The 12489-nt window shown below is 48.6% G+C and carries 9 protein-coding genes; 5 read left to right on the top strand and 4 right to left on the bottom strand.

What is annotated here, in order from left to right; translation table 11 throughout:
• Positions 1-474 precede the first annotated feature (474 nt).
• Entirely contained in the window at positions 475-2484 is a 2010-nt protein-coding gene (locus JNN12_08845; GenBank protein MBL7978435.1) for a cellulase family glycosylhydrolase, read from the bottom strand.
• Positions 2485-2790: 306 nt separating this feature from the next.
• Here JNN12_08845 and JNN12_08840 point away from each other — a divergent pair, with 306 nt between their 5' ends.
• The 3 genes from JNN12_08840 (at position 2791) to rlmD (ending at position 7160) form a co-directional block, all read left to right on the top strand.
• Positions 2791-4020, top strand: a complete 1230-nt coding sequence (locus JNN12_08840; GenBank protein ID MBL7978434.1) for an MFS transporter — start codon at positions 2791-2793, stop codon at positions 4018-4020.
• 167 nt (positions 4021-4187) lie between these two features.
• Complete coding sequence (locus JNN12_08835; GenBank protein ID MBL7978433.1) at positions 4188-5570, top strand: alkaline phosphatase family protein; 1383 nt, start codon at positions 4188-4190, stop codon at positions 5568-5570.
• Positions 5571-5756: 186 nt separating this feature from the next.
• Positions 5757-7160, top strand: a complete 1404-nt coding sequence (gene rlmD, locus JNN12_08830) for a 23S rRNA (uracil(1939)-C(5))-methyltransferase RlmD (protein MBL7978432.1) — start codon at positions 5757-5759, stop codon at positions 7158-7160.
• 4 nt (positions 7161-7164) lie between these two features.
• Here rlmD and JNN12_08825 read toward each other — a convergent pair whose 3' ends face one another.
• The 3 genes from JNN12_08825 to JNN12_08815 form a co-directional block, all read right to left on the bottom strand.
• Entirely contained in the window at positions 7165-7878 is a 714-nt protein-coding gene (locus JNN12_08825) for an ABC transporter ATP-binding protein (protein MBL7978431.1), read from the bottom strand.
• A 61-nt stretch (positions 7879-7939) separates the two neighbouring features.
• Positions 7940-9313: an efflux RND transporter periplasmic adaptor subunit gene (locus tag JNN12_08820; GenBank protein ID MBL7978430.1), complete on the bottom strand. Its 1374-nt coding sequence runs from the start codon at positions 9311-9313 to the stop codon at positions 7940-7942.
• Between the two features lie 52 nt (positions 9314-9365).
• On the bottom strand, positions 9366-10751 hold the full coding sequence (locus tag JNN12_08815; GenBank protein MBL7978429.1) for a TolC family protein: 1386 nt from the start codon (positions 10749-10751) through the stop codon (positions 9366-9368).
• Between the two features lie 323 nt (positions 10752-11074).
• On the opposite strand from JNN12_08815, the gene purQ reads away from it, so the two are divergent.
• Positions 11075-11776: a phosphoribosylformylglycinamidine synthase subunit PurQ gene (gene purQ / locus JNN12_08810; protein MBL7978428.1), complete on the top strand. Its 702-nt coding sequence runs from the start codon at positions 11075-11077 to the stop codon at positions 11774-11776.
• Position 11777: 1 nt separating this feature from the next.
• The gene (locus JNN12_08805; GenBank protein ID MBL7978427.1) at positions 11778-12440 is read left to right on the top strand and encodes a phosphoribosylglycinamide formyltransferase; all 663 of its coding nucleotides are present in this window, start codon (positions 11778-11780) and stop codon (positions 12438-12440) included.
• The last annotated feature ends 49 nt before the right edge of the window (positions 12441-12489 follow it).

Raw genomic sequence — 12489 nt, 5'->3', positions numbered from 1 at the left:
CATCCGCACTGCTTCTTGCTTGAACGCCCTGTCATACTTGCGCCGCAACCGGTTCGCACTTGCAGGACTTACTGCTTGTTCTTGTTTCTTCATGACACAATATTAAGTTAGATTTGTGTCCGCCTAAATTAGACCACCTCACATCATATTTTAACTTGTGTAGATTATATGCGTGATGTTTTTTTGAAACGTACCCCATAAACGATGGACATCATCCATCATTTGCGAAGTCTGTAAAATTAACAATGACGGTATTTTACATGTTGGCCAAAAATTAAGGGGAACTCAAAATAGTCAACTTTATGGGCATTGAGCGAAGTGACACACGAAGTAAATACCTATTTTTACAACGTATTTGAGGAGGAAAAATAAATTTTGGGCTTTATTCTAAAAAATGGCCAACATATACTTTTTGCCAACATCTTTTAGAACCGTTGCATTTTGATGATGAACACCTCCTTTTCGAGTAATGGCTCACCGGATTACCATCAGCCGTTTAGTGTGGGTAGTCTGGGCCTTGCCTTGAACGCGGACCCAGTAAGATCCAGTCGCTAATTTTTGCACAGAAACAGGGAGTTCGATCACTTGTTGTGCCGACATAAAGCCACTAAATAGGGTTTTGACTTCTTGTCCCCAAAGGTTGTACAGGATGACTTGTATGTTCCCTGATGTGTTGGCCGTAAACCGAATCCGAGCTTCGGTTTGGGCCGGATTTGGGAATACGATCATTCCATTGTCTGCTGGCGGCTTAGGAGGCGTTTGTAAAGACGTGGCCGTGATAGGTGCTGCCAAATAGGGCCTTAGCAAATCCATTTTCCAGTTGTGTACCGAGACCCAATCGTCTTTAAGGATCCCCCCTGTATCACCAGAATTGGGGTTCCACGTCCAGTACGTCCACGATTGGGTTCCCCCCATATAGGCCAAGACCGCTTTGATCCATTGCAAAGCTTTCCCGCCATAGGCATTTTCCTCTTTGATCCCAAACTCTCCAAGCAAAATAGGCGCACGGTTTTCTTTGAACAAAAACCCCCAGCGTTGGTCCCAAATGGCCACCATATTTTGGGGAAAGGTTGCTTCATTAAACCAAGTTTGTGCATAAACCTCTGGCCCATAATCGTGCGGGGAATACACCAACTTGTCGGCAGTGATGTTGAGCGGAAAGTTTTTTGCGCCTTCCAGATTACCGCCCCACCAATACGATCCATTGTGGTTTTGGACTCCCTCTACAATGATCAACAAGTCTGGATGGACGGCCAGAATGGCCGCAGCGGCCCGTTCTGCGGCCTTGTTCCAATCGGTTGAGGGATTGCTATTACCCCAAGTGGCGTTGCCATGTGGCTCATTGTCTAAGTCGAAACCCACGACGGTGTTATTGGTGCGATAGCGGTTGGCCAGCGCCACCCAGTCTGCAATCCACTGCCCCTCCGAAAAGTCCGAAAGATACCAAAGGTCTTCGTTCATGAAATTATCGGCCTTTCGGGAATGGTTGTCTAAAATTACCCTCAGACCTTGTTTTCCGGCTTCTTCTATGATTAAGTCCAGAATTTGGAGGGGCGATTTGCCTTGTAGCGGGGCATTCATCGGAGAAGTGCCGTCATAGGGATCGGTTCCAGAAAACGTAATACCACTTGCCGATGCGCCTGCTTTCAGGATGTGATTCCCCCACGGTAAGCGTAAGACATTGAAACCCAAACTTTTGATTTGCTTGAGCATACTCCGGTAGTCTCGCGACCACAGGCCATGTGGGGCGGCATTGCTCGTCTCGAAACCAAACCAATTAATGCCCGTCAGTCGGACGATTTGGTTATTGGCATCTATGAGATTTTTACCAGAGACGCTTAAAAAACCAGCAGTTATAGGAGGCGGATCGGTCGGTTGATTGCGGACGGTTACGTTTATTTCGGAAGCAGAGACCGTGCCAGCAGTTGTCCGAAAGTTCGCCTTTAGGGCATATACACCATCCGCAACCATTGTGGTATTCCACAGTACCTCGTATGGAGCAGAGGTATCCTCGGACCCGATGGCGATGTTGTTTGCCAGAAACGTAACCCCCTGGGCGCCCTCACCTGTAGTGACAGCCGTAAGTACCACCGCTCCAGAAACCGTTGCACCACCCACAGGGGCCGTTAGCCGGACAGTCGGTAGAGCAGGTTGGGTGCCATTAAATGTGCAACCTGTACCATTAAATGTACAGACTGTAGGATCGGGCCTGACACCACCCGTATAACTTACCTGAAACCCAACCAGGGTACTTCCATTGGCCATGATCTCGCTATTCCAGCCTGCATCGCGCACAGTAAAACGATTCCCGGACTGCGACCATTGGCCATTCCATAGGTTTACCATTGTTCCAGTGAGGTCGAACCCCAACGTCCAGCCTTGTATGGCCGCTGTTCCGTTATTTTGGATCACAATTTCAGCGGTATAACCACTTCCCCAGTCGTTAGTGACGCGGTATTGAAAAGCAACTTGGGCATGTGCCATAGTAGGCACAAAAAATACACTTACAAGAAAATATGGAAATTTACAAATCCGACGCATCATATTTACTGCATAGAAAAGAGGAGGAGAGAGGAACGTTAATCTGCCCAGACGGAAGGTAGTATAGGCGAAAAATGCTCCGGACGCAAGAAGGGGAATTCGGAAAAGCAACTTTAATACCATTTTGTGACACCTATGCAGACTTGCCTTGAAGCGGGAACATGGCGCTAAAGTTACTGGTTGGAGGTTTTTTTAATTTCGGCACCTCATTATTATGTCGAAAAAACAGGTGTTTTCCTAAATAGCGTTATGTCGCGAAAAGAGTTGTTCCTACTGTTGACCCTTTCTACGGTCAATCTGATGCACATTGTGGACTTCATGATTATGATGCCTCTGGGGGATCAGCTGATGCACCATTTTAAGATGGGGCCGCAGGCATTTAGCATGTTGGTAAGTGCTTATACCCTGAGTGCATTTGCCTCTGGCTTGATTGGTACACTTTGGCTGGATCGCTTCGACCGAAAAACAGCCCTTTTGCTCTTGTATGTGGGTTTTTTAGCGGGTACGTTGGCCTGTGCGGTCGCGCCAACCTATGCCCTGCTACTGGCAGCCCGCATCTTGACGGGTGCGTTTGGTGGGATACTGGCATCACTGGTATTGGCCATTGTTGGTGATGTGATTCCAGAAGAGCGTCGCGGCCATGCGATGGGAATTGTTACGGCTTCTTTTTCGTTGGCCTCTATTGCAGGTGTTCCCTTGGGCTTGTTATTGGCAGCATCATACTCGTGGCACGCACCATTTTGGGCCCTTGGCATATTGGGCCTTCCCATGCTCTTGTTTCTATATATACAAGTTCCGCCCATGTCCGGACATATACAGCTTGCCCGAATTCATACCCATCCTTTGGCCGGATTTGCCAATGCTTGGGCTAATCCTCAGCAACGATTGGGGTTGATGTTCATGTTTTCATTGAGCCTCTCACACTTTTTGGTAGTTCCATTTATTGCACCCACTATGATCTCGAACGTGGGTTTAACCGAGCAAGAGATCAGCTATATTTATGTGGTAGGGGGATTAGCAAGTGTCTTAACTGGGCCAATCATCGGAAAAATGGCAGACCGGTATGGTAAGTCGCGCATTTTTACGATTTTCATCTTCCTCTCTATCCTTCCGATGCTGGTAGTCACCAACTTAGGCCAGACACCCTTGTTTTGGGTCTTGGTGCTTGCTGCAGGTTTTTTTATTATTGCGGGTGGACGATATATTCCTGCGCAAGCCACGGTCACGGGCTTGGTTTCTACACATGAACGAGGGCGGTTTATGAGTTTGCTCTCGGCGGTTCAGAACTTAGCCACCGCCTCGGCAACACTCCTTTCCGGGGCCATCATTATACGACATGCAGACGGCCATTTGGCACATTATCCGGTGGTAGGCCTCCTTTCAACGGGGTTTTTGGTGATGACATACCTGATTTTCTTGCGGCTGAGCAAGGTAACCACGCTCCGTGCTTCCGAGGATCCCGCGCCTATTCTGGGATAATGGCTTGTTGTGATCACATAGAAATCCATCCTAAAAAGACAAGTGTGTAAAGGCGCAATTGCCCTTTGCTTCGGAAAGAACGAAGAACTGAATTTCGTTTGGGCTTCTTCTATAAGGTGTATTAGATTGCAATACCCTTGCTCTGATTCCATTCAACCCCGATCACGATGAAAACAGTTCTCTATTCCCTTGGTTTATGCTTCTGCGTAGCGGCGTTGGGACTCAACCATACCCTGAAGGCCCAACCAGTCCCCACAAACAAGCCCCTCACAGCAAACCCTATTGCCGCAGGCCCCATGTTGGGATACAGTGCCATGCGCGAAGTTGCCATCTGGGTTCAAACCACACGCCCCGCAGCGGTGCAGATACGGTATTGGCCACAAAACCAGTCCACTGCAAAAAAAACCACCCCCATAGCCAAAACCAGTGCCGAAAAAGAATTTATTGCCCATCTCTATGCTTCTTATTTAGAACCAGGAACCACCTATGAATACGAGGTCTTGGTGGATGGAAAAGTGGTTCCACGCCCCATGCCCTTAGCGTTCAAAACCAACCCGCTCTGGCAATGGCGAACCGACCCACCCGCCTTCTCGGTAGCGTTTGGCTCGTGCGACTATACCAATGATCCCCCCTACGACCGCCCCGGACGTGCATATGGTGGAGACAAAAAAATTTACAAAGCCATTGCACAAGCCAAGCCCGACCTCATGCTTTGGGGAGGAGATAATGTCTATTTTCGCGAAGTGGATTGGGACAGCGCCAAAATGATGGCGTATCGCTACAATGCATGGCGACAGCAGACCGAAATCCAGCCTATTCTGGGTAATATACACCACTATGCCACTTGGGACGACCACGACTATGGCCCAAACGATGCCGACCGGAGCTACATTCTGAAAGACGCCGCTATAGACCTCTTTAAACAATACTGGATCAATCCGGCCTATGGACTTCGCGAAACACCAGGAGTTTTTCAGCAGTTTTCTTGGGGCGATGCCGACTTTTTCCTCTTAGATAACCGCTTTCACCGAAGCCCCAACCGACATCCAGACAGTACCAACAAGACCATGTTCGGTAAAGCCCAGTTAGACTGGCTACTCGATGCCCTTTCCAGCAGCAATGCCACTTTCAAAATCGTGATGAGTGGCGGGCAAATCCTGAACGACGCCGCCATTTTTGAAAACTTTGCCACCTATGGCGTAGAACGACGCGCCTTTCTGGAAGCATTACAACGCAGGAAGATCAATGGCCTGCTCTTCCTGACGGGCGACCGCCACCATACCGTACTTCGTAAAAAAGAAATCCCTGGGCTATACACCCTCTACGATTTTACCTCGTCCTCTATCACCGCTGGTATCGCCCAACCTGTTGCCAAAGAGCTGGATGCACAAATTGTTGAAAACACCCTACTGAAAGAAAATAATTTTGGCCTGCTGACGTTTTCTGGTCCCAGAACCGATCGCACCCTGACCCTGAAGGCCATTGACAGCGACGGCAAAACCCGCTGGACGTATGTTCTCAAAGCGAATGACCTACGAGCGGATAAATAAGTATCCGAACGAATCACATGAAAAAACAAGCCTTTTTCTTGCCTGCCTCCTGTAATTGGCTTAATATAGACCTAATAATGTGTTCGATGATCACAGGTAAAAGGCCCGGTTGTTGATAGCAAGCATCAACCAGTGGACTTTTACCTTTCTTTATTTTTGCTACAGCAACCAGTTATTGCACGATACATAATGAAAAAGAACGAAGAATGGTCCCTTACGGTTGAGCGATTTGCAGACCAAGGCAAGGTTTTGGCCAAAGTAAACGGTTATGTGGTCTTTTTTAAAGGTGCTGCTCCAGGGGATATCGTGCGGGTTCGGACCACCAAGGTCAAGAAAAACTACGCCGAGGCCATCCTGCTGGAAGTCATTTCCCCCAGCCCGCTGCGCGTTTCCCCCATTTGCGCTTATTTTGGCACGTGTGGCGGGTGTAAGTGGCAACATGTGGCCTACGAACACCAACTTACTGCCAAACGTGAGAGTGTAGCAGATGCCCTAACCTATACGGGTGGGTTTCAGGACGTTGTGGTGCAACCCACCATTGGGATGGAAAATCCACTGTTCTATCGGAACAAAATGGAATTCTCGTTCTCGACCCAACGGTGGTTTACAGATGCCGAAATCGCAAAAGGCCAAGCAATAGACCGCAACTTTGCGTTGGGGCTTCATGCACCCGGCCGCTTCGACAAGGTTTTAGACCTTGAAATGTGCTACCTCCAATCCGAATTAAGTGCCCGTATTGTGAATGGCATCCGCCAATTTGCCATACAAGAACAATGGTTGGCTTGGGATACGCGGAAGCAAAACGGATTTATGCGCCATGTGGTCATTCGTCAGGCGTGGCATACCCAAGACCTGATGGTAAATCTGGTCACGTATGGCTATTTACCAGAACGAATGCACCTGTTGGCTACGTTTTTACAGGATCAGTTTCCAGAAATCACCACCTTCGTTAATACGTGCAATACCGGGCTTGCACAAACAGCCTACGGCGAAAGCCAGCATACGATCTATGGCTCTGGGAAGATCTACGATAAAATCGGAGATTTAACCTTTGAGATTGCACCAACGGCTTTTTTCCAGACGAATACTTCGCAAGCCGAGAAACTCTATGCCGTTACCCGCGCATTTGGCGCGTTGCAACCCACCGATTTGATGTATGACCTGTATTGCGGCGCCGGAACCATCTCGTTGTTCTGTGCCCCACACGTCCAGCACGTAGTGGGAGTGGAGTTGGTAGAAGAAGCAGTGGCCAATGCACGGGGCAACGCCCAACTAAACAATATTCACAATACTACGTTCGTAAGTGGCGATATGATGCGTCTTTTTACACCGGAATTTGTTCGGAAACATGGAAAGCCGGACGTATTGGTGGTGGATCCTCCCCGCGCAGGGATGCACCCCAAAGTGGTCGCACAAATTGCACAGTTGCAACCAGAAAGATGGGTCTATGTGTCTTGTAATCCGATGTCGCAAGCAAGAGAGTTGAAAGAATTGGCGGATTTGTATGCCATTGAAGCGGTTCAGCCAGTGGATATGTTCCCCCATACCCATCATACCGAAAGCGTGATTAAACTTCGTCTGCGCTCATAAACGGTTAGGACAAGGTAACCACTTCGTTGGCCAATATTGGATTTTCGACGGCTTCAATGGCTTCCACAACCCCATCTCGAAAGCGCACAATCTTTCGGGCATGATGCGAGATGTCTTCTTCGTGTGTGACCATTACCACCGTATTGCCTTGTCGGTACAGGGCCTCAAAAATCCGCATAATTTCTGCACTGGTTCGGGTATCCAAGTTCCCCGTTGGCTCATCTGCCAAAATAAGCGACGGGCGCGTAACAATGGCCCGTGCAATCGCCACCCGTTGCCGCTGACCACCGGAAAGCTCATTCGGTTTATGGTTCACTCGGTCCCCCAAGCCCACGCTATCCAAGGCCCCTTGTGCCCGTTCGCGGCGTTCGGATCGTTTAATGCCAGCATACACCAACGGCAATTCCACATTTTGCAAAATGCTGATGCGCGGAATCAGATTAAACGTTTGGAAAACAAAACCAATTTCGCGGTTACGGACTTCGGCCAACTCATTATCCCGCATCTTACTTACATCATGCCCGTTCAGCATATAAGTGCCCGCCGTGGGGGTATCCAAACAACCAACCATATTCATCATAGTGGATTTTCCCGACCCGGAAGGTCCCATAATGGCCACAAAATCGTTGGGGAAAATATCCAGCGAAACACCATTCAAGGCGCGTACTTCCTGATCGCCCATGACATAAATTTTGGTCATGTCGCGGATGCTGATCAACGGTTCTGCCATTTTTTTGTGGTTTGATGTATCCGACAGTGTCAGATTTTTGTACAAGTGATTAATTTTTCTTGGTATCGGTTTTGCGGGTTCGGACCGCTTCGCCATTTTCCAATTCTCGACTAACGATGCTATAAGGCCCAATAATCACTTTTTCGGTGCCCGACAAGCCGGATTTGATTTCCACATGGGTTTCGTTCGAGATACCCGTTTCTACCTGAACCATCTGTGCTTTCCCGTCTCGCATCACAAATACCACCTTGCGTAAGTCTTCTTTTTTCTTCACCGGATTGGGGTTAGCAGCTTCTGTGGGTGTCTCTTCCTCTGTTTTGGCAGTACCTTTTGCTTGTTGTCCTTTTGGCTTGGCAAAATCACGCACGGTAACAGCCTGAATTGGAATGGCCACTGAATTAATAACCGTATCGGTAGAAATATCTACGGTTCCACTCATGCCGGGCCGGAACTCGGCTTGTGTCACCTGAACAGGAGTTTCCTCGGCGCTGGGCATGGGTTTCAGGTTACGTTTCACATTTTCGGCGGTAAGAGGGGTTTGCCCAACCAAGCGCACCTTAACAGGAAAGTTCGTCACTTGGTCTTGCGTACCCGTTCCCGTGGTACGGGCAGAATTTGCGATTTCCGTCACCACGCCTTTAAATACCCGCTCCGGATAGGCGTCCACCGACACATTGGCGGTATCACCCACGGCTACATTCACCACGTCATTTTCGTTCACATCCACCTGCACCTCCATCTGGTCTAAGCGGGCAATACGCATCATCTCGGTCCCACTCATCTGACTGGTTCCCACCACACGCTCGCCCAATTCCACGTTCAACTGACTTACAACGCCACTCATAGGGGCAAAAATGGAGGTTTTGTTTAATTGTTCGCGGGCTTCTCGGAGGCGGGCTTCGGCACTTTGTACCGCAAATCTCGCGGCATCGGTATTGGCTTTAGCAATATTATATTGTGTTTGGGCCGCTTCAAAGGTATTTTTCGGGATTACCCCCTTCTCAAAAAGGTCTTTCTGGCGGTTGAAATCCAACTCAGCACCCATAAATTGGGCCTGAGATTGGGCCAAGGCCGCTTTAGATTGCATTACCCCAGCCTCACCTTGTTCTACCTGGGCGGCATAAAAGTCGGAATTGATGCGGGCAAGTAACATGCCTTTTTCCACCCAATCGCCTTCTTTTACCGCAAGAAAAACAATTTCTCCCGAGACGTCTGGCGATATCTTCACCTCTACTTCTGGTTGAATTTTACCCGAAGCCGTAACCACTTGGGTGATGTCTCGGCGTTCTACGTTTGCCACCTCCACTTCCTTTCCTTCTTCCTTATTCCGGTCTTTGAACATCCAGAGAACGACGACCAGTAACACGATCACAACACCGCTAATGATCAGCAGATTTCGGGTCGTATTGCGCTTTGCTGCCATGATTTTGCTATTTGGGAACCGGAATGCAACAGGGCTTTCCGGGGGTTGGGGTTTATTTTGAGTTTGGTATGAGCGACATTTCAGGTTTAATACGGCCTATATAATATTCCAATACCTGTTTTTGAAAGACCAAGCCATACCGTGCCTGAATTTCCTGACTTTGGGCTTCTACCAAGCCGGCACGCATCTGCGCAAGTTCGGTAAGGGTAGAAGCACCCAAGTTATAGCGATTTTGTTCTACGTCTAAGGCCTGTTTCCGGTAATTTACCTGAACGGCGGCCACTTGTACCTGTTTATCGGCATTCAGATAATCCAAATATGCCTGACGCACTTCCGAGGCCACCGACTGTTCCAAATTCCGCAAATCCAGAACCGCATTTAGGGACTGATAGCGGGCTATTTGGAGGGAACGACGTACCTGATTCCGGTCATAGATATTCCAAGAAAGCGAAAATCCTAATCCAAAATTCCGGTTATCCAGCACCTGACGAAAGATGTTGTCGTTGCCACGACTGGAGTATTGTGTACTCACACTGCCCCCCAAAGTAAGGGTGGGTAGCCGATTGGCCCGAATCAGGTCCATATTCATCTGATTTGCTTCGATGGTGGCTTTTTGGGCCTGTATGTCCATCCTATTTTGAAGCGCAGTCCGGATCATTGCCTCTACGTCATAGTTCTCTTTCAGCAAAGTGGCCGTGCCGATGTCTGGTACTTCAAACTCAAAGACCACAAAAGGATCTACTTCTAAGGATTGGATCAACCGTGTTTTTGCACGCTCAAAGGCCAATTGCTGGTTCAGCACCTGTAGCTCGGCCTGTGCAACCAAGGCTTGCTGTTGCAACATGTCGGACTCGGCCCGAACGCCACCACGTACAAATTGCTGTATCCGTGCCAACTGTTGCTTTTGCGCCGCGAGGTTTTCTTCCACCACTCGGATTTGCTCCTGATTCCGAATCACGTCTAAATAGCCCGAAGCCACCGCAAAAATGATATTTTCCCTTGCCCGCCGTACCGTCAACTCGCTGGCATCAGTCTGACGCTTGGCTTGTAAATAGGTGGGCGCTTGTTCGTTTCCGCCAAAAAAAAGCCGGTTCCAGTATCCGCCTTGCCACAAAAGCAAACCTCCACTTACCGATGCCCCCCCCGAAATGGAGGGCGAGAATGAGAAATTAATGGTCGTTTGGTCAAAACTTCGCCCATATCCCGGATTCAAATTGGCACTTACCTGCGCACTTGGTAGAAAAGCATCTAATGCTTGGGCTTCGGCAACCCGCTGAATGGACACCGCATTTTCAGTTTTTTTCAAGGCGACACTATTCCCAAGGGCCGTAAGAATGGCTTGTCGGAGAGTGAGTTTCTGGGGTACCTGTGCCGATGCCTCTATCGTGCCCAAAAGCAGTAAAAAAAGACATGACCAGATAAAAAAAGCTTGCTTCATATGAAAAATCGCATTCATGACATCGGTAAGGACAATTATATTTTACACGAGACAGCACTCGTTTAGTTACATTACGTGGAAACAAAGGTAATGCCGAAAACCAAGCTTGATACAACCTTCAAGAAAACGTTGCGTAATTATATATAAAAAATAAGCAACATTTGGATATTTCCCAAAGACATATGAACCGCATACCTCCTTCTTGGATCAAAAATCCACACCTTCAAGCAGACTACAAACAGACCGAAAGTTCATGACTTCACCCGTCCCTACCATTTTAATTTGAGTCCTATTCTCTTTTTAGACCCAACCACAATCCTCTCATGGCTGTTTCGTTTGGTATTGTCGTATTTCCAGGCTCTAACTGCGACCACGACGCCTACCATAGCATTAAACACATTTTCAATCAGGAGGCCCGTTTTATCTGGCACAAAGATGATGCACTCGGAGGGGTGGATGTGGTCTTACTGCCTGGCGGCTTTTCGTATGGAGACTACCTCAGAAGTGGGGCGATTGCTCGGTTTTCACCCGTTATGAAAGCTGTGACCGACTTTGCAAATGGTGGCGGACTGGTGATTGGGATCTGTAATGGCTTTCAGGTACTGTGTGAATCTCATTTATTGCCTGGCGGTTTGGGACGTAACCGCGATTTACGCTTTATCTGTAAGCCCACCTATCTTCGTACAGAAAACAACGTAACACCCTTTACCAACCAATTGGCCAAGGGACAGGTCTTGGACATCCCCATTGCACATGGAGACGGCAGCTATTATGCCGACGACGAAACCCTTACCCGGTTAGAAGCCGAAAACAGGGTGATATTCCGTTATGTTACCTCCAAAGGAGAGGTCACCGAAAGTGCAAACCCAAACGGCTCTCGAAATAACATTGCAGGCATTATTAACGAACGCGGTAACGTATTGGGCATGATGCCTCACCCAGAACGGCATGTAGAACCCTTGTTGGGGTCTGCGGACGGTGCTTGGATATTCCGCTCCCTTATCCAATCATTTGTGGGTGTATAACATGAATCTGGCGGTTTTTGCATCGGGCGGCGGTTCTAATTTTCAGGCCATTGCGCAAGCAATTACGGAAGAAAAATTGGACGCCCGTCTTTCGGTGGTGGTCAGCAATGTAGAAACCGCTGGTGTACACGAGCGGGCCGCTCGGATAGGGATTCCTTCCCACACCCTGAACCCAGCCACTTATTCCGACCAAACGGGTTATCACGCAGACCTCTTGGCTGTATTGACTCGATACGACGTGGACTTTATTGCGCTGGCAGGTTACCTTAAAAAGATACCCACAAGCTTAATTGAAGCATTCCAAAACCGCATCCTAAACATTCATCCATCCCTCCTTCCAGCATTTGGTGGAAAAGGCATGTATGGCCACCACGTCCACGAAGCCGTTCTCGCACAAGGGGTTCGATGGACAGGCGCCACTGTTCACCTGGTGGATGCCGAGTATGACACCGGGCCCATTGTACTTCAAGAACCCGTTCCCGTCCGGCAAGATGACACGCTCAAATCCCTCGCAGCACGTGTCTTGTATAAAGAGCACCGCATCTATCCAGAAGCCCTTCAGTTATTTGCTACTGAAAAGGTTAAAATTATTGGTAGAAAAGTCGAAATAACCCACCCTAGGCCGCATGGTTATTCCCGTACCCCACGATCAGGAAACGGATAAAATCTTGTTTGGTGCTCCTCTTATCCCATTTCAGTGTTTTTGAAAGCCT

Source organism: Bacteroidetes Order II. bacterium (genome assembly GCA_016788705.1).
Classification (GTDB): Bacteria; Bacteroidota; Rhodothermia; order Rhodothermales; family UBA2364; genus UBA2364.
This window is presented reverse-complemented; position numbering and strand designations above follow the sequence as displayed.